Source organism: Ensifer sp. NPDC090286, assembly GCF_044769565.1.
Classification (GTDB): domain Bacteria; phylum Pseudomonadota; class Alphaproteobacteria; order Rhizobiales; family Rhizobiaceae; genus Ensifer.
Genome location: NZ_JBIVYF010000005.1, coordinates 109,534 through 130,473 on the forward strand (window position 1 = coordinate 109,534; position 20,940 = coordinate 130,473).

Consider the following 20,940-nt stretch of genomic DNA (forward strand, 5'->3'; position numbering starts at 1 on the left):
GGAGGTTGGTGCGCGGCATGAGCTTCAACATAGATCCAAGTGGAGGAATTGATATGACCGTGAAGATTTTCGACAAGCCGGAGACGCAAGCCTTCCTGAAGGTGCTGAGCGGTCTCGACAAGGACGGCGGCAACTCGCGCGTCAAAGAGATCGTGCACCGGGTGATGTCGGACCTGTTCAAGGCGATCGACGATCTCGACATCACGCCTGACGAATACTGGACCGGGATCGCCTGGCTGAACGAGATCGGCGCTGCCGGCCAGGCCGGCCTGATCTCGCCCGGCCTCGGCCTCGATCACTTCCTCGACGAGCGTCTCGACGCGATCGACGAGGCACTCGGCATCCAGAACCAGACGCCGCGCACCATCGAAGGCCCGCTCTATGTTGCCGGCGCGCCGGCTTCGGAAGGCTTCGCTCGCCTCGACGACGGCCGCGACACCAATGGCCAGCCGCTGATCATGCACGGCACCGTCTATGACGCCGATGGCCAGCCGCTGAAGGGTGCGACCGTCGAAGTCTGGCACTGCGATACCCGCGGCTTCTACTCGCATTTCGATCCGACCGGCGTGCAGGCGCCGTTCAACATGCGCCGCACGATCGTCACCGACGCCAAGGGCTGTTACAAGTTCCAGAGCATCGTGCCGCACGGCTACGGCGTGCCGCCGGGCAGCCCGACCGAGCAGTTGCTTTCCGCCCTCGGCCGCCATGGCCAGCGCCCGGCCCATATCCATTTCTTCATCAGCGCCGACGGCCACCGCAAGCTGACGACCCAGATCAACATCGCCGGCGACCCGTTGGTCAATGACGACTTCGCCTATGCGACCCGGGACGGGCTGGTGCCCGATGTCACCGAGCGTACCGACGAGGCGAGCATCAAGGCCAATGGTCTTGCCGGTCCCTTCGCCGAGATCGAATTCGACATCCATCTGACCTCGCTGGTCAATGGCGTCGACAACCAGATCAACGAGCAGCGCAAGCGCGCCGCCGCCTGATTTGCATCTGCGGCGGCCGACTGAGCCGCCGCCCCCTGACATCAGACATTGTTGCAATCGCTAGAGCCGAGCACGGATCAGCCGTTTGCGGGAGAAGAACCATGTCCGCCGTTATCGACAAAGCCCAAGCCCTCGACGACCTGCTCGCGACAGCGGTCGAGGACGATCATGAGGCCGGCACCTTCCGTTGCCGCCGCGACATCTTCACCAACGAAGACCTCTTCGAACTTGAGATGAAGCACATCTTCGAAAGCAACTGGGTCTATCTCGCCCATGAGAGCCAGATCCCCGAGAACAACGACTATTACACCACCACGATCGGCCGGCAGCCGGTTGTCGTCACCCGCGACAAGACGGGCGAACTGCATGCGGTCATTAATGCCTGCGCCCACCGCGGCGCCATGCTCTGCCGGCGCAAGCACGGCAACAAGGGCAGCTTCACCTGTCCCTTCCATGGCTGGACCTTCTCCAACACCGGCAAGCTTCTGAAGGTGAAGGACGAAAAAACCACGCAATATCCGCCGCAATTCGCCAAGGACGGTTCGCACGACCTGAAGCGCGTCGCCCGTTTCGAGAGCTATCGCGGCTTCCTGTTCGGCAGCCTGAACCCGGATGTCTCGTCGCTCGAAGACTATCTCGGCGAAACGAAAGTCATCATCGACCAGATCGTCGACCAGGCGCCCGATGGCCTCGAAGTGCTACGCGGCAACTCCTCCTACATCTACGACGGGAACTGGAAGCTGCAGATGGAGAACGGCTGCGACGGCTACCACGTCAGCTCCGTTCACTGGAACTATTCGGCGACCATGGGCCGGCGCCACGAGGAAGGCACCAAGGCGGTCGATGCCTCGAGCTGGAGCCGGTCCGTCGCCGGCGTCTACGGCTTCGACAATGGCCACATCCTGCTCTGGACCACGACGATGAACCCCGAGGTTCGCCCGGTCTTCAACTACCGCGACGAGATCAAGGCGCGCGTCGGCGAGGTGCAGGCGGACTTCATCGTCAACCAGACCCGCAATCTCTGCCTCTACCCGAACGTCTTCCTGATGGACCAGTTCAGCACGCAGATCCGCGTGACGCGCCCGATCAGCGTCGACAAGACCGAGATCAGCATCTTCTGCTTCGCGCCGAAGGGCGAAAGTGCCGCAGACCGCACCCTGCGCATCCGTCAGTACGAGGACTTCTTCAACGTGTCGGGCATGGGCACGGCCGACGATCTCGAGGAGTTCCGCGCCTGCCAGCAGGGCTATGCCGGCATCACCGCGCTCTGGAACGACCTTTCGCGCGGCGCGCCGCTCTGGATCGACGGTCCGGATGAAAATGCCAAGCGCATGGGCATCGAACCCTTGCTCTCCGGCGAGCGCAGCGAAGACGAGGGCCTCTTCGTCCGCCAGCACGAATATTGGGCGAAGGTGATGCGCGAAGCGCTTGCCTCCGAGAGACAAGGAGCGGTCGCATGACGATCTCCTATGACACCGCCTGCGCCTTCCTCTACCGCGAAGCGCGCCTGCTCGACGACCGGCAGTGGGACGAATGGCTGACCTGCTATGCGCCCGATGTCAGCTACTGGATGCCGGCCTGGGACGACGACGATCAACTCACCGAGGACCCGCAATCTGAGATCTCGCTGATCTACTATCCGAGCCGAGACGGCCTGGAGGATCGCGTCTTCCGCATCAAGACCGAACGCTCCGGTGCGTCGACGCCGGAGCCGCGCACCAGCCACAACGTCAACAATGTCGAGCTTGTGGCCAATCGCGGTGAGGAGGCGGACTTCCGCTACAACTTTCACACGCTCAACCACCGCTACAAGGTCACCGACCATTTCTTCGGCACCATGTTCGTCACGCTGCGCAAGAGCGGCGACGGGCTCGTGATCGCGCAAAAGAAGATCGTGCTGAAGAACGACTACATCCGCCAGGTCATCGACGTCTACCACATCTGATGACCGCCGCCTGACAGGACTGGGAGGAACAACCATGGCCAGCTACAGGATCGCTTTGAATTTCGAGGACGGCGTCACCCGGTTCGTCGAGTGCCGGGACGACGAGAAGGTGCTCGATGCCGCCTTTCGCAACAAGATCAACCTGCCGATGGACTGTTCCGACGGGGTTTGCGGCACCTGCAAGTGTCGCGCCGAAAGCGGCGCCTACGACCTCGGCGACGATTTCATCGACGACGCGTTGACGGCGGACGAGGCGGCAAGCGGGCTGGTGCTGACCTGCCAGATGAAGCCGTCGAGCGACTGCGTCATCGCGGTGCCGACGACAGCAGCTGCCTGCAAGACCGGGCAGCAGAAGTTCTCCGCCACCGTAGCGCGCGTCGCCCCGCACAACGATGCGGCGATCGTGCTTGAACTGGATATCGAGGGCGCGCCGGCCTTCCTACCGGGCCAATACGTCAATATCGACGTGCCCGGCAGCGGTCAGAGCCGTTCCTATTCCTTCTCCTCGGCTCCGGGCGAGACGCGCCTCGGCTTCCTGCTCAAGAAGATCCCGGGCGGCGTGATGAGCACGTGGCTGGAACGTGCCGAGGCGGGCACGAAGCTGGAACTGACCGGACCGCTCGGCAGCTTCTATCTGCGCGAGGTCCAGCGCCCCTTGCTCTTCCTCGCCGGTGGCACCGGTCTAGCGCCGTTCCTGTCGATGCTTGAGGTGCTGGCGCGCACCAATCCGCAGCAGAAGGTGCATCTGATTTACGGCGTCACCCGCGATCTCGATCTGGTACTTGTCGATGAAATCGAGGCCTATGCCAAGCGGCTTGCCAACTTCACCTTCGACACGGTCGTCGCCGACGCGGCGTCCAGTCATCCGCGCAAGGGCTGGGTCACCCAGCATATGCCGGAGGACGTGCTCAACGGCGGCGACGTCGATGTCTATCTCTGCGGTCCACCGCCAATGGTGGACGCCGTGCGCAAGCATTTCGACGACACCGGCGTGAGGCCCAGCAGCTTTCACTACGAGAAGTTCACGCCGAATGCGGTGGCGAAGGTGGCGGCATGAGCACGCCGCGATTCGAAGGCCGCTTTGCCGGAAAGGTGCTGGTCGTCACCGGCGCTGCGCAAGGCATCGGTCGGGCGGTGGCGCTGCGCGCTGCGCATGAAGGCGGCACGGTGGTGTTCGTCGATCGCGCCGATTTCGTCGCCGAGGTGGCGGCGGAGGCGGGCAGCGAGCGGGCGGCGCCTTTCGTTGCCGATCTCGAATCCCACGAAGGGGCGGCTGCCGCGATGCGCTTTGCGGCGGAAAAATTCGGCGGCATCGACATCCTGATCAACAATGTCGGCGGCGCGATCCGCATGCGTCCCTTCTCGGAGTTTGAACCGGCGCAGATCGATGCGGAGATCCGCCGCTCGCTGATGCCAACGCTTTTTTGCTGCCATGCGGTGCTGCCGCATCTCTTTGCCCGCGGCGGCGGCACCATCGTCAATGTCTCCTCGAACGCCACGCGCGGCATTCACCGCGTGCCCTATTCGGCGGCAAAGGGCGGCGTCAACGCCATCACCCAGTCGCTGGCGATGGAGCTTGCCGATTGCAACATCCGCGTCGTCGCCACGGCGCCCGGCGGAACGGAAGCGCCGCCGCGCCGCATTCCGCGCAATGCCGACGGCGATAGCGAAGCCGAAAAGGCCTGGATGGGCGATGTCGTTCACCAGGTGAAACAGTCGAGCTTCATGAAGCGCTACGGCAGCATCGATGAGCAGGCGGCACCCATTCTGTTCCTGGCCTCGGACGAGGCCTCCTACATCACCGGCAGCGTGCTGCCGGTCGCCGGCGGCGATCTCGGCTGACGGACCATCATTTAAACGCGCTAACACCTGGGGAGGAGATGATGCGCTCTATCGATGTGAATGAGGCGATTGACGGGAGCCCGCTCGGGCGCTTCCAGTGGATGGTGGTGGCGCTGACCGCCCTACTTTTGATCGTTGACGGCTACGACGTCTTCGTCGCCGGAACCGTGCTGCCGACGCTGATCAAGGAATGGGGCCTGAGCAAGCCGCAGGCTGGCGCGCTGCAGGCCTGGGCGCTGTTCGGCATGATGTTCGGGGCGCTGATCTTCGGCCCGCTCGCCGACCGGATCGGCCGCAAGAAAGGCATCGCCATCAGCTTTCTGCTGTTTACGCTTTCGACGCTTCTGACCGGCTTTGCCAATTCGCCGGAGCAGTTCAAGATCTTCCGGTTCTTCGCCGGTCTCGGCTGCGGCGGGTTGATGCCGAATGCCGTGGCGCTGATGAACGAATATGCGCCGAAGCGGCTGCGCGGTACGCTGGTGGCGCTGATGTTCTCCGGCTATTCGGTCGGCGGCATGGTCGCTGCCGGTCTCGGCATCGGCCTCATTCCGTCCTATGGCTGGAAGCCGATGTTCTTCATCGCCGCCGTGCCGCTGCTGCTGTTACCCGTCATTCTCTGGAAGCTGCCGGAATCGCTCGGCTTCCTCATCCGTCAGGGGAAGCAGGACGAGGCGAAGAGGATTTACGCGAAGATCGACCCAAGCGCACGTCTTGATGCCATAGACAGGCTGGTCTTCACGGAAGCGAAGGGCGCCTCCGCATCGGTACTGGAACTTTTCCGCCACCAACGCACGCTACGCACCGTCATGCTCTGGGTCGCCTTCTTCTGCTGCCTGCTGCTCGTCTATCTCTTGTCGTCCTGGCTGCCGAAAGTGCTGCAGGAGGCCGGTTATGCCGAGAAGGCGAGCCTGCTCAGCCTGTTCTCGCTCAATTTCGGCGGCATGGTCGGCGCCATTGCCGGCGGCTGGCTCGGTGACCGCTTCGGACTTCCCAAGGTGGTGGTCGGCTTCTTCGTCGCAGCCGCATTCTCGATCGCGCTGATCGGCTTCAACCCGCCGGCAGGTGTCCTGTTCCTGCTGGTCTTCGTTGCCGGTGCCACCACGATTGGCACGCAGATCCTGCTCTATGCCAGCGTGGCGCAGCTCTACAATCTCTCGGTGCGCTCGACCGGGCTCGGCTGGGCCTCCGGCGTCGGTCGTATCGGCGCCATCGTCGGCCCGACGCTCGGCGGCGTGCTTCTGGCGCAGGAGCTTCCGCTGCAGCAGAACTTCGCGATCTTCGCCATCCCGGCGGCGATCTCGGCCGTCGCCATGTTGGTCTTCGCGGTTAGCAATGCCCGCCGCGTCGAGATCGCACGTCTGGCGGCCGCATAGATTAAGGCGAAGCAATTGGGCCGTGAAAGGCCCGGTTGCCACCCCTTGAGCGCGCGCCGTCGATATCTACCTATTGCAGCGCGCCCACCACCTAGCGCGGCTCTCGCGCCAGCAACATTGGAGCCGCCCTCGCTGGCGGCTTTCCCTATCGGAGCTCCTCTTTCATGGCCTATCTCGACCTGCCCAGCCACCGGCTTCACTACCGCATCGACGGCGACCAGAGCGGCAACGCGCCCTGGCTGCTCTTCTGCAATTCGCTCGGCACCGACCTCTCCATGTGGGACGCGCAGATCACTGATCTGTCGCCGCATTTCCGCGTGCTTCGCTATGATCGCCGTGGCCATGGCCGCTCATCGGCGCCGCCGCCGCCCTATGCACTGTCCGACCTTGGCCAGGACGTGATCGCCCTGTTGGATGGGCTGGAAATTGAGCGGGCACATTTCTGCGGCCTGTCGATCGGCGGCCTGACCGGGCAATGGCTCGGTATCCATGCCGGCGAGCGTTTCGACAGGATGGTTCTCTGCGCGAGCGCGGCCCGCATCGGGACGCCCGAGAGTTGGGCCGCGCGCGTCGACAGCGTCCGGGCGGACGGTCTCGCAGGGCTCGCCGCAGCCACGGCCGAACGCTGGTTCAGTCCGCAATTTGCGGCGAGCCACCCGGAAGCCGTCGATCGCATTCTCGGCGCCTTCACCGCCACCTCGACCGACGGCTATATCGGTGGCTGCACCGCGCTCGCGGGCGCGGACCTGCGGGAGGAGATCGCAGCGATCGCCAATCCCGTGCTCGCCGTCTCCGGCGATAGTGATCCGGTATGCCCGCCGGCGGATCTCGAATACATCGCCGCCCGGGTGCAACGAGGCCGCCACCTGTCGCTGCCGGGCCGGCACATCGTTAACATCGAGTCGGCCAAAGCGTTCAACGCGGCGCTTCTGGCATTCCTTCGCGCTTGATCGCGGCTCGAACGGCGCCACGCCAATCAAATCAGCGCTTACTTGACGGGAACGAGAAGCGGCGCGTCCTTTGTGACGATGTAGGTCGCGAGTTCCGATGCCGTGGCAGTGCCGACGTTCTTCGCCACATGGGCAACGCCGGCCGGAATGAACAGCGCCTGACCGGCCTGAAGCGTCACCGGATCCCGGCCCTCAAGGTGGTATTCGAGCGAGCCTTCAAGCACATAGGCGATTTCTTCGCCCGGATGGGAATGCTTGATCGAGGCCGTGCCCGGTTCGATGTCGACACGAACCTGCACGGCCTCGTGTCCGGGCACGCTGATCTCGTTCTTGATCAGGTCCGTGCGCTGGATGCCTTGCATCTGCTGGGCCTCCGCGATGCGAAGCGTCGTCATGCTGCCGGCGATCAGCAGGGCTGCGGTGATGATGCGGGTCGTTTTCATGGGATCCTCCGTCATGGATGGTTGCATGTGCGTTGTTGGAAGCACGTGCATTTCAGCGGAGGCGTGTATTGGCGGTGTGTCCGCCGATCGGTGCTTTTGTAAGCCTTTGTAGTCTGCGACCTCGTCCTGGCCAGGCGGCGATCCGCGGTGCGCATCGCCGCCTGCCTTGCGATTTTACCGACCGCTATTCGCCAAGGCTCTGTTGCAAGGCCTCGCGGGCAAGTTCGACGATTTCTGCGTGGATGTCGGCACGGGGGCGTTCGGTCGGTTGGCAGATTGGATCGACCTCGCCGAAGGTCTTGAGCAGTTCGGCGGCGCCGTCCTTGCATATCGGCAGGAAGCTGAAGTGGTCCGCTCCGGCGACCGCGGCATAGGAGCCCTTCGGCGTCACCGCCGCCAGCGGCTCGGAGGCGACCGCAAGCGGGATCGTCTCCTTGCTGCCGAGATTGATGAAATGCATCGGGATCGCGATCGCCTTGAGGCTGTCTTCCACATAGGCCTGGGCAAGACCTGGGTCGACGAGTACCGCGGATTTGACCCGGGGGTCCCGGTTCGACTGTTCGAAACGCGCCTTGTCGACGGTGCGCAGATCGAGCTTATCGACATCGACCGGCGCATCATCGACATAGCCCCTGCCGCCGACAAACCACGCGCAGTCCCACTTTTTGTAGCTGTCGCAGTAGCGGGCATAGGCATCGAGACTGGCCCTTGCCCCCGAAATCTCCATGGCGGTCGAGCCGCCGAGAGAAAAACCGAGGACGGCGATCCGCTCCGGGTCGATTGCAGCGCTCCATTGCGGATCCCGGGTGAACGTGTCGATCAATGCCGAAAGGTCAGCCGTCCGTTCCCAAAGCTTCGGCGTGTTGGAGGGCATCGAGTCGCCGCTGGTGGTGCCGGGATGGTTGGGGCCCGCGACGATGAAACCCGCTTTCGCCAGGTCGGCTGCAAGCCAGCTCATGGCTTCGACGCGGCCGCCCGACCCATGGGACAGAACCACCAGCGGATATCGGCCTTGGCGCAAGGGGGCGTTCTTCGATGCGGGCGATCCCTCGAAGATGCGGTTGTCGCCGATAAGCACGGGCTCACCCCCGGCTCCGGCGGGATACCAGACGGTGACGGCAAGTTGGCGTTCCCGCTTGGGTGCGGCAACGTCGATCTCGCGGACGCCGACGTCATCGGCCTGCGCCGAGGCAGCCAGGCTCAGAAGGAAGGCGGCGGCGGGAATGAACTGGAGGAGGGGCATGGGTATCTCGCTGTGTTGGAAAAGACGGCCGATCGTCACAAACGCCCCGCTTGTCCGCGTCCTCGATCGTGATTGAGGTCGTCCCGAATCGCGATCTGGGCAATGATCTGCCCATCGAATGCTTGCCGGCCTTTTGTCTGCCAGCCTTTCCTTTGAAGGACATGTCTTGATCTTCCTGCCGCTCCCGTTCGTCGTCGCCTTGCTGCTTCTCGTCCTGCTTGCCTTCGTGCTGCATGGCGACGAGCCGGCGCGGCGGAACCGGCCGTTCTATGCCCTGTTGACGCTGTGCGCGCTCCAGTCTGTGATCGTCGGGCTGCGTTGGGGCTATGACGTCGCGGCGTTGAAATTCGCGCTGCCGGTGCTCGCGAGCGGTGTGCCGCCGCTGGTGCTTGCGAGTTTCCACAGCCTGATCCGCAAAGACGAGCGCAGCGTTGCTGCGGCGGGGTGGGTCCACGCGGCGCCGACGATCGGCATGCTCGTGCTCGTGCTGTTTGCACCGCGCTACATCGATTTCGCCTTGATCGTCGAATATGTCGGATATGCGCTGGCGCTCCTGAACCTGGCGCGCGTCGGTACGGATGCGCTGGACGAAGCGCGTTTCGAAGGCGCCACCGCGGCGCACCGTGCCCTGCTCATTGCCGCGTTCTCGCTCTGCCTTTCGGCGCTCTTCGATCTGGCGATCCTTCTGGATTTCGAATGGACGAAGGGCGCGAATATCGGCCTTATCGTCAGCAACGCGAACTTGCTGGGCCTGCTCTTCATCGGGCTGACAGCAGTGGTCGCGGACCGTGCGCGCGCGCTTCCGGCCGCCGGCGCGGTCGCCGAAGAGGATCCGGTTGCAACGCCGCAGGATCGCGAAATCCTCAATAGGATCGAGCGCTTGCTCGTCGGCCAGAAACTGGCCCGCGACGAAAACCTCACCCTGTCACGATTGGCGCGCCGCGCGGGCCTGCCCGCCCGGCAGATATCGGCTGCCGTCAACCGGCTGGCGGGCAAGAACGTCTCGCAATACATCAACGAGATCAGAATTGCGGAGGCCTGCCGGCTGTTGCGCGAGACCGATATGTCGGTGACTGCGGCCATGCTTGAATCCGGCTTTCAGACGAAATCGAATTTCAACCGCGAATTCCGCCGCGTCACCACCTTGAGCCCCGTCGCCTGGCGCGAGCAGAACCGGGCCGGTTCGCTTGCCGCCTGACTGCGGCCATGGCGATGCCCGGCCGCGATGCGGCCGGGCTTGAGGGATGCAAGTTGTACGGTGACGCGCTTGCGACCGTTACTGCTGATCTGCGGCATTGTCGCCGATCGTGATCGGAACGTCCTTCGTCTTGCCGGTCCGCCATACGCTTACGTTCTTCGAGGTGCCGGGCGACAGGTCGGCGACCATGCGTGAGAGGTCACGCGGCGACTTCACCGGGTTGCCGCCGAGCGCGGTGATGACGTCGCCGGCCTTGATGCCGGCCTTGGCGGCAGGCGTTCCGCCGTTGACGCCGGCAACGAGCGCGCCCTCGGGCTGGGCAAGGCCGATGGCGTCGGCGATATCAGCCGTGACCGGCTGTATCTGCACGCCGATAAAGCCGTGCTGGATCGAACCATCCTTCATCAGCTCAGCGACGACCTTCTGCGCCTGGTCCGACGGGATGGCGAAGCCGACGCCGACGCTACCGCCGTTCGGCGAATAGATCGCCGTGTTGATGCCGACCACCTGGCCCTTTGCGTCGACCAGCGGTCCGCCGGAATTGCCGTGGTTGATCGGGGCGTCGATCTGGATGAAGTCGTCATAGGGGCCGCTGTGCAGGTCGCGGCCGCGTGCCGAGACGATCCCCGACGTCACCGTCGTGCCGATGCCGAACGGGTTGCCGATCGCCAGCACCTGGTCGCCGACCCGCAAGGTGTCGGAATCGCCCCAAGCAACCGTTGCAAGCGGCTTCGGCGCTGCGATTTTCAGGACCGCCAAATCGTTTTTCGGGTCGGCGCCGACAAGCTTGGCAGGTATCTGCGTGCCGTCGTCGAGCGTCACCATGATGCTCGACGCCTTGTCGATGACATGGTTGTTGGTGACGACGTAACCGTCCGCGGTCACGATGAAACCGGAGCCGAGCGCTTCGGCCCGTTGCGGCTGGCGCTGCTCGGGCGCCTGGTCCGGCATCGGGATGCCCTGGTCGTGGAAGAATTGGCGGAACTGTTCGTCGAAGGGCGAGTTTCCGCCCTGTTGCGAAGGTTCGCTCGCACCGGTGTTGTCGGCCTTGATTACGGTCGTGACCGTGACGACTGCGGGCCTGTCGGCCGATACGATCGGCGCGAAGGACCCGCCAGATGCGGCCGGGACTGCAACGGCCGGTGCGGCCGCGGCGGCGGCCACGTCATGGCCTGAGAAGGCTGCCACGGACAGGGGCGCAATGATGACGGCTGCGCCGAGGAGGGCGGCAGCTCTATACCTCGTGAGAATGTTTGACATGATCCTGTTCCTTTCGCTGCCTGTTTGCCGGACGAACGTGGTCGGGCGCAGCCCGAGGCAGGTCGGGTCTGCGGCGCGGCGTCGGCCGGCTTCGGATTAAGGGCGTCTTGGTGCCGAAGGACCGGACCCTGGGAAGGGCCCGGCGCCATCGGCTACGGCTCACCCGAAGACCGGGTGAGCCTCAACGTCTCGGTCAAGCCATGCGGGCGATGTCACGGTTGAGGTGATGAACGTCACCCTGAAGCCGGGCATAGGACTTGTCCGGCAGCATGCCGTGATGGGCGGCGGCGGTGTTGATCGCTTCGGCGCGCACGGCGCCGTCCTCGCGTTCAAGCTTGCTGTAGTTTGCTGCCGTCAGCTTGCCTTGTTCGCGATCGACGTTGATGCGGTGATTGTCGACCCGGAGTTCATGCAGGACATGATCGAGCCGCGTCGATGCCATGTGGGTCGGTGTCCGGTAGACCGGCATGGCCGGGGTGGACATGTCGTCCTGGGCGAAAATACCCTGGTAGTAATCGCCGGTATAGGCACCCTTTTCGTTGTCGCGGCCGAAATCGTGATGATCGGCGGCAAAGGCGGCGCCGCTCAAAAGGACGAGGGCGACGGTTGCGATGGTGGTGGTCTTGAAGGGCGAGCGCATGACTGCATCTCCTGAATTGAAGGAAGCGCTGCGCGCTTCCATTCGAGACTGTCTCCTATTGTCGCGTCACGGCCGAAGCGGTCGCCGGCAATATTCAGCCTCGAAATGAAGGTATTACTTCCATGCGTCGCCGTCATGTTAATAACGCGTAATATTTCGGTAAACATCTCCGGGAAGCCGCTTCATTAACATTATTTAATGAAGGCAGATTTGCTCTCACATGGCGGTTATTCTTTTCCGGATCGTGTATTGTGGCTCTTTTGCGGCAGTCAGGCTGCGCCTTTTCTAGTCAGTCGAGCCTTTGGGGCGCGAGCACGGAGACGGAACTACGATCCCGCATAATGGGCGCGCGGCCGGATCAGATCGCCGCTGACGACCTGTTCCATCGCGTGTGCGAGCCAGCCGACGGTGCGCGCGAGGGCGAATATCACCATCGGCGCGTCGTCGGGCAGCGCATAGGCGGCCGCGAGTGCGGCCAGCGAGAAATCGAGATTGGCCGGTTCTCCGAGCAGTTCCTCGCCGGCTTCGGCCAGCGCGGCATAGAGCGGCGGCACGTCGAAGCTCGACATGATCGCCTTCGCGCGCGGGTCGCCGTCGGGATAGAGCCTGTGGCCGAAAGCCCGGACCACGCCATCCGAAGACAGCATGGTACGGATCGCCTCGCGCACCCCGCCCACGGCCGCCTGTTCGGCAAGTCGCGTGACACTCAGCCAGGCGCCGCCGTGCCTGGGGCCGGTGAGGGTGGCAAGACCCGAAAGCGTGGCGGCAGAAAGTGCTGCACCGGACGATGCGGTGACCCGTGCCGCAAAGGCGGAGACGTTGAGTTCGTGTTCCGCCGTCAGAACCAGGCATCGGCGGATCGGTTCCGCCGCTTCCGGCCGCCCCCAGCCCTGCGCCAGGCGGTCGTGCAGCAGCCCGTTTTCCCGCAATGGCGCGAGGCCGGCGGCAACGGTCGCGAGCACCTCGGTGGCCTCGGCCTTCAGGATGGCGTGCCTGCGTCCGAGCGCCGGCAGGTCGGCTTCGATGCGCCCGGCAAGAAGGGTAAAGGTCGTTGCAAGCCGCGATTGGCCGCTGTCGGGATCGTTTGCTGGAATGTCAACCGCCGCCGGTGTCTGCCAGAGCAGCGCGGCAATCTCCTCCAGGGTTGCCGTGGCGGCAAGTTCGATCGCGTTGTGGCCGCGATAGGAGAGCTGTCCGCCGGCAATGCTGGAGATCGTCGTCGGCAACACCGGTTCGCCCCAGCGGATCGTCTCGGCCGCCACGACCGATGCCTGTCTTCTGCCGGCGTGGCGCTCGGCCAGCCGGTGCACATCGTCGGCCTGGTAGAGGCTGCGGCGCGGATCGGCAGGATCGGGCTTGGCCCGAATGCGGCCGCGGCTGACATTGGCATAGAGCGTCTGCCGCTTGCTGCCGAGCCTTAGGAGTGCCTCTTCGGCGGTGATCCAGAGTGTGTTCATGTTGATCAATTGCATCAAGATTGACGTCAATAGGTCTAGGTCGGATCATTCTCCTCGTAAAGGAGAAACTTGATGATGAAGAACGGACTTGAAGACGTCGTCGCCGCCGAAACGCAGCTCTCCCATGTTGACGGCGAGGCGGGTCAATTGATCATCCGCGGCGTCTCGCTCGATCACCTGGCCGGCCAGGCGAGCTACGAGGATGTCGTGGCGCTGTTGTTCGAGGGGTTGCTGGGGCCGATGCCGGACCGGACCGAACTCGCGAAGCGCCTGGGTGAAAAGCGGGCCGACGTGTTCGCCCATGTCGGCGCCATCGACGACGCGCTGCTGGAACTGCCGCCGGTCGACATCATGCGCGCACTCATCGCCCGGCTCCCGGATGGGGAGGATCTCGATTCGGCCTTACGTCTGCTCGCCGCGCCGGCCGTCTTCCTGCCGGCGGCGCTGCGCATGAAGAGGGGTGAGGCCCCGGTCGCGCCGACCCCGGCGCTGTCGCACGCCGCCGACATCCTCGCCATGCTCGGCGCCAAGGTGCCAAGCGGCCAAGACGTGGCGGCGCTCGATGCCTATCTGGTGACGATCTCGGACCACGGCCTCAACGCCTCGACCTTCGCCTCGCGCGTGGTCGCCTCCACCAAGGCCGGTCTCACCTCGTCGGTGCTTGCCGCCATCGGCGCCCTCAAGGGGCCGCTCCACGGCGGTGCGCCCGGGCCGGTGCTCGACATGCTGGACGCGATCGGAACGCCTGAGAATGCGCAGGCCTGGCTTTCTGACGCGCTCGACCACGGCGAACGGCTGATGGGCTTCGGCCATCGTGTCTACCGCGTCCGCGATCCCCGCGCCGATGCGCTGAAGGGCGCGCTGAAACGACTGATCGCCACGCATCCGGCGAACCGCGATCGCATTCAACTGGCAGAAGCAGTCGAACAATCGGCGCTCGCCATCCTGAAGGCGCGCAAGCCCGATCGCCCGCTCGACGTCAACGTCGAGTTCTATACGGCGCTGCTGCTCGATGCGCTTCACTTCCCGCGCGACGCCTTCACCGGCGTGTTCGCGATCGGCCGCACCGTCGGCTGGATCGCCCATGCCCGCGAGCAGGCGCTGGAAGGCCGCCTCATCCGGCCGCGTTCGCTCTATGTCGGGCCGCTGCCGCAGCAGGCCGCGTGAGTGTCCTACGCTGAGGCCGAGACCATCCGCGCATTTCGCAGGTGCTGTTGAAAGAACGCCTTCAGATCGCGGAAGTCATCGAAACCAAGGACGGTCGCAAAACGGGCGACCGTCGTCGGCGAGACGGCGCAGGCAAGGGCGATCGAGCGGGCGCTGCCGAAGGCGACGAGGTCGGGCTTCGCCAGCGCGAACAGAGCGATCTGTTCGAGCTGGCGCGGAAGTCTGAGCGCTCGGGACGCAAACATCCCCTTCAATTCCCTCATGTCGCCGGGGCGCCTTTGCGCCGCGTTCGTTTCGGCCTCCGCATGTCCATGGCCTGTCGGCATCTTGGTGCTCTCCATTCACAATCCTCCTCAACGCGCCTGCGCAGTCGCATCCCCTCGAAAGCAGCCGCATGCGGGCTATTTCCCCACCTGTCGCTCACCTTCATGATTTTTCACTTTACTGTACCGTCCGGACGGTATAGTAACTCAAACATCGCTGATCGCAACAACACGTTTTCTGGGGAGGAGACGAGAATGCGTTGGATGAAGTGCTTCAAGGCCGCCGCCATGGCCGGCGTCGCTTTTGCCGCCATGCCGGCGGCTGCGGCCGAAGTCTCGATTTTCTGCAGCTCGGCCGGCGCCGAACTCGAGCTTTGCCAGTCGGCCTCCGAGGCCTGGGCCAAGGAAACCGGCAACACCGTCAAGATCAACAAGATGCCCGCCAACTGGGGCGAGGCGCTGCCGCTCTACCAGCAGCTGCTCGCCGGCAAGTCCGGTGACGTCGACGTCCTGACGCTCGACAACATCTGGGTCGGAACGCTGGCGCCGCATCTGGTCGACCTACGCGAAAAGGTTCCGGCCGACGAAATCGCCGCCCATTTCGAATCCTCGCTCGCCGATGCCACCATCGGCGGCAAGCTTCTGGCCATGCCCTGGTTCGTCGATGCCGGCCTGATGTTCTATCGCAAGGATCTGCTGGAGAAATACGGCAAGGGCGAGCCGAAGACCTGGCAGGAGCTGACCGAAACGGCGAAGTTCATCCAGGACAAGGAACGCGCCGGCGGCAGCCCCGACATGTGGGGCTATGTCTGGCAGGGCCGCGCCTATGAGGGGCTGACCTGCGATGCGCTCGAATGGGTCTCGTCCTTCGGTGGCGGCAATTTCATCTCTCCCGATGGTACAATCACCGCGAACAATCCCGAGGCCGTCAAGGCGCTCGATCTCGCTCGTTCCTGGATCGGCAACATCAGCCCCGAGGGCGTGCTGAACTATGACGAGGAAGGCTCGCGCGGCGTCTTTGAGGCCGGCAATTCCGTCTTCCATCGCAACTGGAGCTATGTCTGGGGCACGACCCAGGCTGAGGACTCTTCGCTGCGCGGCAAGATCGGCGTCATGGCGCTGCCGGTCGGCGCCGAGGGCCAGAAATCGAGCGGTTGCTACGGTGCAGGCCTGCTCGGCGTTTCGAAATACGCTGACGATGTCGATGCGGCCGTGAGCCTTGTGCGCTATCTGACAGGTGCAAAAGAACAGAAGCGCCGTGCGCTGCAGGCCTATAGCCCGACCTTGAAGGCGCTTTACGCGGACAAGGACATCCTCGCCGCCAATCCGTCGCTGGCCTTTGCCGAAAAGGCCTATGCCGAAAGCGCCTCGCGGCCATCGCAGGTGACCGGCGCTTCCTATAACCGCGTTTCGCAGCGGATCTTCAACGGCGTGCACAATGTGCTGAGCGGCAAGGAAAGTGCTGCGGATGCGCTCGCCAAGGTCAGCAGTGATCTGGAGCGGTTGAAGGCGCGGGGCTGGTAGCCGCCTCGACGATACGGGGTTCGGTGTGACGGACCCCGCCACCACAGCATCTGAGGAAACCAACGTGAATATTGCGATCGCACCGTGCTGCTGGGGCATCTATTGGCCCCAGGGGAATGATCTCGGCTGGACCGACTATCTCGACCGCATCCGTGCGGCCGGCTACCGGCACACCGAGCTCGGCCCCTATGGCTACTTCTCCACGGACGCCAAGGTGCTTTCGTCCGAGCTGGCAAGCCGCGACCTAAAGGTCGTCGCGGCGGCCCATGTGCATACGCTCGCCGATGCGTCCACCTGGCCGGTGCTTGAGGAAAAGACGCAGGCGATCTGCAAGCTGCTTGCCGAAATCGGCGGCACGCATTTCATTCTCATGGACGAGTCGGAGTTCTACCCGAAGGATCGCATGGGTGTCGTCGATGAGGCCGGCTGGCGCGCGATGATCGACCAGACGAACCGCGCGGCCGAGATCGCCCGCAGCCACGGCCTGCAGTTCAGCTTCCACCCGCATGTCGGCACCTGTGTCGAGCGTGAAGATCAGATCGAGCGGCTGCTGGCCGACACCGATCCCGATCTTGTCGGGCTTTGCCTCGATACCGGGCACCACGCCTATTGGAAGGCCGACCCGATCGCCTTTTATCGGCGCCACCGCAACCGCATCAACTCGGTGCATCTGAAGAATGTCGACGGCGCCTTCCGCGAGCGCGTGCTTTCCGAAGGCATCCATTCGGATCGTGCCTTTGAAGAGGGTATCATGACCGATCTCGACCGGGGCGTCGTCGATATCGCCGCCTTCGTGTCGGCGCTGCGCGAGACCGGTTACGACGGCCCGCTGGTGGTCGAGCAGGATCTGGCGCTGAACCATCCCGATACGCCGGAAACGATCGCCCGACGCAATTTTGACTTCGTCTCGAAGCTTCTTGCGAACGGGGCCGGCGCATGAAGGTCGAGATCCACGATACGCCGGCCGCCATCGGCGAGCGTCTTGCGGACCGGATCATTGCCGGCATCCGGGAAGCGAGTGCTGCAGGCCGCAACTACGTTCTCGGCTGCCCGGGCGGCCGCAGTCCGTTGCCGGTCTATGAGGCGCTCGGACGCCGTCTTGCTGGCGACCCCGTCGATTGCTCGCGGCTGATCATCGTCATGATGGACGAGTATCTTCGTCCCGCAGAAGGGGACGGTTTCGCCCCGCCGCCGGCTGAGGCGCATTACTCCTGCCGCGGCTTCGGGGAACGTGAGATCGTCGGCCGCATCAATGCGGCGCTGCCGGATCACCTCCGCGTTCCGTCCCAAAACTTTTGGATGCCGGATATTGCGGGACCTGGCGGCTACGATGAGCGCATCGCAGCTGCTGGCGGTATCGATCTTTTCCTGCTTGCCTCCGGTGCCGGCGATGGACACATCGCCTTCAACCCGCCGGGCTCTGCCCGCGACAGCCGGACCCGCATCGTCACCCTTGCCGAGCAGACGCGGCGCGACAATCTCGCGACCTTCCCGGATTTCTCAGGCATCGACGAGGTGCCCTCGCATGGCGTGACGATCGGCATCGGCTCGATCGCCGAGCGATCGAAGGCCGTCGCGATGATCGTCTGGGGCGAAGGCAAGCGTCACGCCTTCTATCGCCTGACGAGCGCCCGCGTTTACGACCCGAGCTGGCCGGCGACCATCGCCGTCGAATGCCGCGGTGCTGAACTCTACGCCGATGCGGACGCCGCCGGCGAATGGGGAGCGCGGTGATGGGCCAGCATGCCATCGGCATCGATGTCGGGGGAACGAAGACCAAGGCCTGCGTTGTGCGTCTTGCCGACGGCGCCGTGATCGTCGAGCGCACCGAACCGACCCGCTGCCAGGAGGGCGGTGCAGCCGTGCTGGAGCTGGTGGCCTCGCTTGCCGAGGCCATTCGCCACGAAGGCGAAGCACTTGGTGTCGATACGACAGGTCTCGGCGTCTGCCTGCCGGAACTGGTGACCGGCGCCGGCGAACCCGCTTCCGCCTGGAACTTCGACTGGCGCGGCCTCGACTATCACAGCCGTCTCGGCGGTTTCGGGCCGCTGCATATCGACAGCGACGTGCGTGCCGCCGCCTTCGCCGAGGGCTGGATTGGTGCCGGTCGCGGTATCGATCCCTTCGTCTACGTGACCATCTCGACCGGGCTTTCGCACTCGCTGGTGATCGGCGGCACGCCCTATGCGGGTGCCCGTGGCTTTGCGATCCATTTTTCCGGCAGCGATCTCGTTGCCTTCTCGGGCGAAGGGCAGGACCAGGCGGTTCGCCACAACCTCGAGCTTTTTGCAAGCGGCAAGGCGCTCGGCGAGCGTTATGGCCAGTTGATCGGCCGGCCGGACGCAAGCGCGCTGCAACTCTTTGAAGCCGAAGAGGAAGACCCGCGGGCGGCACAGATGGTGGCCGACGGTCTTCTGTCGCTCGCCTCCTATCTCGGCCAGCTTGTCAACACGCTCGATCCGGCCGTGCTCATCCTCGGCGGCGGCATCGGCGGCGACCCGTCGGTCAATGCGCGGCTCGCCGCGCTGACGCGGCCGTTCATCTGGGCCGATGGCGCGCGCGACATGCCGATCGTTCCAAGCCTCCTCGGTGATGCGGCCTGCGCCATCGGCGTGGCCGCGCTTGCAAACAGGACTGCCAACCAGACGGTGCGCCAATGAGTGGAATTGCCCTTACCAATGTCGTCAAGCGTTTCGGTGCGCTGACCGTGATCGACAAGGTCAACCTTTCGGTCGCAGAAGGCGAGTTCGTCGTCTTCGTCGGTCCCTCCGGATGCGGGAAGTCGACGCTGCTGCGCATGATCGCCGGGCTCGAGGAAATTACCGACGGCGAGTTGCAGATCGGCGGAGCGCGCATGAACGAGACGGCGCCGGCGCGCCGCGGCATCGCCATGGTGTTCCAGTCCTACGCGCTGTACCCGCATATGAGTGTCGAGCGCAATCTCGGCTTCGCGCTGGAAACGGCGCGCCTTGCCGGCGGCGAAATCAAGGAGCGCGTGGCGAAGGTTGCCCGGTTCCTCAAGATCGAACATCTGCTCGCGCGCCGTCCGGCCCAGCTTTCCGGCGGCCAGCAGCAGCGCGTCGCCATCGGCCGTGCGCTCGTCCGCTCGCAGAAGCTGTTCCTTTTCGACGAGCCGCTTTCCAATCTCGATGCCGATCTGCGCATGGAGATGCGGGTTGAGATCGCCCGCATCCACCGCGAGCTGAAGGCCACCACCGTCTACGTCACCCACGACCAGCTCGAAGCGATGACGCTGGCGGATCGTATCGTCGTGCTGAAGGACGGTCGTATCTCGCAGGTCGGCACGCCGATGGAGCTTTACGAGCGCCCGGCCAACAAGTTCGTCGCCAGCTTCATCGGCGCCCCGCGCATGAATTTTCTCAACGGGACGCTCGCCAATGACGCGGGCGGAAGCCGCCTCGAGGTGCTCGACGCCCGCCATGGGCTTGTGCACTTCGGCTACGAGGGCGAGGTCAGCGTCGGCATCCGGCCGGAAGACCTGATCCTCGGCGGCGGCGACGTCCGCCTGCCCGCGACCGTGCAGCTTGTCGAGCCGCTCGGCGGCGAGGCGCTCGTTCACGCGCGCCTTGGCAACGGCCAGTCGCTGGTCGTCAAGGCGCAGGGCAAACCCGATCTCAAGCCGAATGCCGACATCACCGTCGGCTGGCTGACGTCGAAGGCGCATATCTTCGGTGCCGACGACATGGCGCTTACGGCCAAGGGAGCGTGAAGCCATGATGGCGGGTTCACGATCAACAGGACTGCGGCAGGCGCGCGTTCGTACCGCTTGGCTGTTTCTCGCGCCAAGCCTGCTTGTCCTCACCGGCGTGGCGCTCTGGCCGCTCGGCCGCACCTTCCTCTTTTCCTTTACCGACGCCCTGCTCACCGAGCCGGACTTTTACAGCTATGTCGGTTTCGACAACTACTATGCGCTGTTCGAGGATCCGCTCTGGTGGCAGTCGGTCCGCAACACGCTCTATTTCACGGTCATTTCCGTGTCGATCGAGACCGTTCTGGGTCTCACGATCGCGCTGCTTCTCAATTCTCATATCGCCGGGCGCGGCATGATGCGCGCGATCATCCTGATCCCCTGGTCGATCCCGGTCGTCGTCAGTGCGCGCATGTGGCAATGGATGCTGCACGATCAGTTCGGCATCGTGAATCACGTGCTGAAGCTTGCCGGCGTGATTGAGAGTGGGGTCGCCTGGACTGCCAATTCGGCGCTGGTGATGCCCGTGATCATCGCGGTAGACGTCTGGATCACCACGCCCTTCATGGTGCTCTTGATCCTTGCGGGGTTGTCGATGCTGCCGCGCGGCATCTATGAGGCCGCCTCGATCGATGGCGTGCCGGCATGGAAGCAATTTACCTCGCTGACGCTGCCGCTGCTTGCCCCGAGCATCGCCGTCGCCGTGCTCTTCCGCCTGCTCGACGCGCTGCGCATGTTCGACCTGAGCTATGTGCTCTCCTCCAACAGCGACGACACCAAGACGGTCTCGATCTATGCCCGCGAAGTGCTGGTCAACTTCCAGGACATGGGCGTCGGCTCGGCCGCCAGCACCGCCGTCTTTCTGATGATCGCGCTGGTGACGGCCATCTACGTCACCGTCTTCCGTCTCAATCGCCGCCTCATGGGAGTTTGA

General features: G+C 64.3%; 20 protein-coding genes and 1 pseudogene. 15 read left to right on the forward strand and 6 right to left on the reverse strand.

Annotated elements, in window-relative coordinates; genetic code table 11:
• The first annotated feature begins 53 nt into the window (after positions 1 to 53).
• From catA to pcaD, 7 genes are all read left to right on the forward strand, one after another.
• Positions 54 to 992 (forward strand): catechol 1,2-dioxygenase, encoded by a 939-nt coding sequence (gene catA, locus ACIQUG_RS24765; RefSeq protein ID WP_402324767.1) that lies wholly within the window; start codon positions 54 to 56, stop codon positions 990 to 992.
• Positions 993 to 1,093: 101 nt separating this feature from the next.
• Positions 1,094 to 2,452, forward strand: coding sequence for a Rieske 2Fe-2S domain-containing protein (locus ACIQUG_RS24770; RefSeq protein WP_402324768.1), 1,359 nt, complete (start codon positions 1,094 to 1,096; stop codon positions 2,450 to 2,452).
• Complete coding sequence (benB, locus tag ACIQUG_RS24775) at positions 2,449 to 2,937, forward strand: benzoate 1,2-dioxygenase small subunit (RefSeq protein WP_402324769.1); 489 nt, start codon at positions 2,449 to 2,451, stop codon at positions 2,935 to 2,937. The genes ACIQUG_RS24770 and benB overlap by 4 nt, the downstream gene beginning before the upstream one ends.
• Before the next feature lie 34 nt (positions 2,938 to 2,971).
• Positions 2,972 to 3,994, forward strand: coding sequence for a benzoate 1,2-dioxygenase electron transfer component BenC (gene benC / locus ACIQUG_RS24780; RefSeq protein ID WP_402324770.1), 1,023 nt, complete (start codon positions 2,972 to 2,974; stop codon positions 3,992 to 3,994).
• Entirely contained in the window at positions 3,991 to 4,779 is a 789-nt protein-coding gene (locus tag ACIQUG_RS24785) for a 1,6-dihydroxycyclohexa-2,4-diene-1-carboxylate dehydrogenase (RefSeq protein ID WP_402324771.1), read from the forward strand. The genes benC and ACIQUG_RS24785 overlap by 4 nt, the downstream gene beginning before the upstream one ends.
• Positions 4,780 to 4,817: 38 nt before the next feature.
• Positions 4,818 to 6,152, forward strand: a complete 1,335-nt coding sequence (locus ACIQUG_RS24790; RefSeq protein ID WP_402324772.1) for an MFS transporter — start codon at positions 4,818 to 4,820, stop codon at positions 6,150 to 6,152.
• Between the two features lie 164 nt (positions 6,153 to 6,316).
• Positions 6,317 to 7,102 (forward strand): 3-oxoadipate enol-lactonase, encoded by a 786-nt coding sequence (gene pcaD, locus ACIQUG_RS24795; protein WP_402324773.1) that lies wholly within the window; start codon positions 6,317 to 6,319, stop codon positions 7,100 to 7,102.
• Positions 7,103 to 7,140: 38 nt separating this feature from the next.
• Here pcaD and ACIQUG_RS24800 read toward each other — a convergent pair whose 3' ends face one another.
• A complete protein-coding gene (locus tag ACIQUG_RS24800) occupies positions 7,141 to 7,545 on the reverse strand; it encodes a cupin domain-containing protein (protein ID WP_402324774.1) in 405 nt (134 codons plus the stop codon).
• Between the two features lie 184 nt (positions 7,546 to 7,729).
• Positions 7,730 to 8,788 (reverse strand): alpha/beta hydrolase family protein, encoded by a 1,059-nt coding sequence (locus ACIQUG_RS24805; RefSeq protein WP_402324775.1) that lies wholly within the window; start codon positions 8,786 to 8,788, stop codon positions 7,730 to 7,732.
• A gap of 166 nt (positions 8,789 to 8,954) precedes the next feature.
• Here ACIQUG_RS24805 and ACIQUG_RS24810 point away from each other — a divergent pair, with 166 nt between their 5' ends.
• Positions 8,955 to 9,986, forward strand: coding sequence for a helix-turn-helix domain-containing protein (locus ACIQUG_RS24810; RefSeq protein WP_402324776.1), 1,032 nt, complete (start codon positions 8,955 to 8,957; stop codon positions 9,984 to 9,986).
• 81 nt (positions 9,987 to 10,067) lie between these two features.
• Here ACIQUG_RS24810 and ACIQUG_RS24815 read toward each other — a convergent pair.
• The 3 genes and pseudogenes from ACIQUG_RS24815 to ACIQUG_RS24825 all read right to left on the reverse strand — a co-directional run.
• A pseudogene (locus ACIQUG_RS24815) lies at positions 10,068 to 11,246 on the reverse strand (Do family serine endopeptidase); the annotation flags it as partial.
• Between the two features lie 193 nt (positions 11,247 to 11,439).
• Positions 11,440 to 11,886: a hypothetical protein gene (locus tag ACIQUG_RS24820; protein ID WP_043618779.1), complete on the reverse strand. Its 447-nt coding sequence runs from the start codon at positions 11,884 to 11,886 to the stop codon at positions 11,440 to 11,442.
• A 326-nt stretch (positions 11,887 to 12,212) separates the two neighbouring features.
• A complete protein-coding gene (locus ACIQUG_RS24825; RefSeq protein WP_402324777.1) occupies positions 12,213 to 13,343 on the reverse strand; it encodes a citrate synthase in 1,131 nt (376 codons plus the stop codon).
• A gap of 75 nt (positions 13,344 to 13,418) precedes the next feature.
• Between ACIQUG_RS24825 and ACIQUG_RS24830 the strand changes: the two genes are divergently transcribed.
• Positions 13,419 to 14,510, forward strand: a complete 1,092-nt coding sequence (locus ACIQUG_RS24830) for a citrate synthase/methylcitrate synthase (RefSeq protein WP_402325194.1) — start codon at positions 13,419 to 13,421, stop codon at positions 14,508 to 14,510.
• A gap of 5 nt (positions 14,511 to 14,515) precedes the next feature.
• Here ACIQUG_RS24830 and ACIQUG_RS24835 read toward each other — a convergent pair whose 3' ends face one another.
• The gene (locus ACIQUG_RS24835; protein ID WP_402324778.1) at positions 14,516 to 14,851 is read right to left on the reverse strand and encodes a MurR/RpiR family transcriptional regulator; all 336 of its coding nucleotides are present in this window, start codon (positions 14,849 to 14,851) and stop codon (positions 14,516 to 14,518) included.
• A gap of 186 nt (positions 14,852 to 15,037) precedes the next feature.
• Here ACIQUG_RS24835 and ACIQUG_RS24840 point away from each other — a divergent pair, with 186 nt between their 5' ends.
• From ACIQUG_RS24840 to ACIQUG_RS24865, 6 genes are all read left to right on the forward strand, one after another.
• The gene (locus tag ACIQUG_RS24840; protein WP_402325195.1) at positions 15,038 to 16,297 is read left to right on the forward strand and encodes an ABC transporter substrate-binding protein; all 1,260 of its coding nucleotides are present in this window, start codon (positions 15,038 to 15,040) and stop codon (positions 16,295 to 16,297) included.
• Positions 16,298 to 16,361: 64 nt separating this feature from the next.
• A complete protein-coding gene (locus ACIQUG_RS24845) occupies positions 16,362 to 17,237 on the forward strand; it encodes a sugar phosphate isomerase/epimerase family protein (RefSeq protein WP_402324779.1) in 876 nt (291 codons plus the stop codon).
• Positions 17,234 to 18,031 carry a 6-phosphogluconolactonase gene (locus ACIQUG_RS24850; protein ID WP_402324780.1) on the forward strand — a complete coding sequence of 266 codons (798 nt, stop codon included), beginning with the start codon at positions 17,234 to 17,236 and terminating at the stop codon, positions 18,029 to 18,031. Before ACIQUG_RS24845 ends, ACIQUG_RS24850 begins: the two co-directional genes overlap by 4 nt.
• Complete coding sequence (locus ACIQUG_RS24855) at positions 18,031 to 18,957, forward strand: ROK family protein (RefSeq protein ID WP_402324781.1); 927 nt, start codon at positions 18,031 to 18,033, stop codon at positions 18,955 to 18,957. Before ACIQUG_RS24850 ends, ACIQUG_RS24855 begins: the two co-directional genes overlap by 1 nt.
• Complete coding sequence (locus tag ACIQUG_RS24860) at positions 18,954 to 20,027, forward strand: ABC transporter ATP-binding protein (protein ID WP_402324782.1); 1,074 nt, start codon at positions 18,954 to 18,956, stop codon at positions 20,025 to 20,027. The genes ACIQUG_RS24855 and ACIQUG_RS24860 overlap by 4 nt, the downstream gene beginning before the upstream one ends.
• Before the next feature lie 7 nt (positions 20,028 to 20,034).
• Positions 20,035 to 20,940: a carbohydrate ABC transporter permease gene (locus tag ACIQUG_RS24865; RefSeq protein WP_090296665.1), complete on the forward strand. Its 906-nt coding sequence runs from the start codon at positions 20,035 to 20,037 to the stop codon at positions 20,938 to 20,940.

What these genes read in the sequence shown, in the direction of transcription:
- ACIQUG_RS24835 (WP_402324778.1), bottom strand. Translation starts at nt 14,851, where the DNA reads ATGGAGAGCACCAAGATGCCGACAGGCCATGGACATGCGGAGGCCGAA.
- ACIQUG_RS24825 (WP_402324777.1), bottom strand. Translation starts at nt 13,343, where the DNA reads ATGAACACACTCTGGATCACCGCCGAAGAGGCACTCCTAAGGCTCGGC.
- ACIQUG_RS24840 (WP_402325195.1), top strand. Translation starts at nt 15,038, where the DNA reads ATGAAGTGCTTCAAGGCCGCCGCCATGGCCGGCGTCGCTTTTGCCGCC.
- ACIQUG_RS24785 (WP_402324771.1), top strand. Translation starts at nt 3,991, where the DNA reads ATGAGCACGCCGCGATTCGAAGGCCGCTTTGCCGGAAAGGTGCTGGTC.
- benB (WP_402324769.1), top strand. Translation starts at nt 2,449, where the DNA reads ATGACGATCTCCTATGACACCGCCTGCGCCTTCCTCTACCGCGAAGCG.
- benC (WP_402324770.1), top strand. Translation starts at nt 2,972, where the DNA reads ATGGCCAGCTACAGGATCGCTTTGAATTTCGAGGACGGCGTCACCCGG.
- ACIQUG_RS24770 (WP_402324768.1), top strand. Translation starts at nt 1,094, where the DNA reads ATGTCCGCCGTTATCGACAAAGCCCAAGCCCTCGACGACCTGCTCGCG.
- ACIQUG_RS24805 (WP_402324775.1), bottom strand. Translation starts at nt 8,788, where the DNA reads ATGCCCCTCCTCCAGTTCATTCCCGCCGCCGCCTTCCTTCTGAGCCTG.
- ACIQUG_RS24855 (WP_402324781.1), top strand. Translation starts at nt 18,031, where the DNA reads ATGGGCCAGCATGCCATCGGCATCGATGTCGGGGGAACGAAGACCAAG.
- ACIQUG_RS24860 (WP_402324782.1), top strand. Translation starts at nt 18,954, where the DNA reads ATGAGTGGAATTGCCCTTACCAATGTCGTCAAGCGTTTCGGTGCGCTG.
- ACIQUG_RS24850 (WP_402324780.1), top strand. Translation starts at nt 17,234, where the DNA reads ATGAAGGTCGAGATCCACGATACGCCGGCCGCCATCGGCGAGCGTCTT.
- ACIQUG_RS24865 (WP_090296665.1), top strand. Translation starts at nt 20,035, where the DNA reads ATGGCGGGTTCACGATCAACAGGACTGCGGCAGGCGCGCGTTCGTACC.
- ACIQUG_RS24820 (WP_043618779.1), bottom strand. Translation starts at nt 11,886, where the DNA reads ATGCGCTCGCCCTTCAAGACCACCACCATCGCAACCGTCGCCCTCGTC.
- pcaD (WP_402324773.1), top strand. Translation starts at nt 6,317, where the DNA reads ATGGCCTATCTCGACCTGCCCAGCCACCGGCTTCACTACCGCATCGAC.
- ACIQUG_RS24830 (WP_402325194.1), top strand. Translation starts at nt 13,419, where the DNA reads ATGAAGAACGGACTTGAAGACGTCGTCGCCGCCGAAACGCAGCTCTCC.
- ACIQUG_RS24790 (WP_402324772.1), top strand. Translation starts at nt 4,818, where the DNA reads ATGATGCGCTCTATCGATGTGAATGAGGCGATTGACGGGAGCCCGCTC.
- ACIQUG_RS24800 (WP_402324774.1), bottom strand. Translation starts at nt 7,545, where the DNA reads ATGAAAACGACCCGCATCATCACCGCAGCCCTGCTGATCGCCGGCAGC.
- catA (WP_402324767.1), top strand. Translation starts at nt 54, where the DNA reads ATGACCGTGAAGATTTTCGACAAGCCGGAGACGCAAGCCTTCCTGAAG.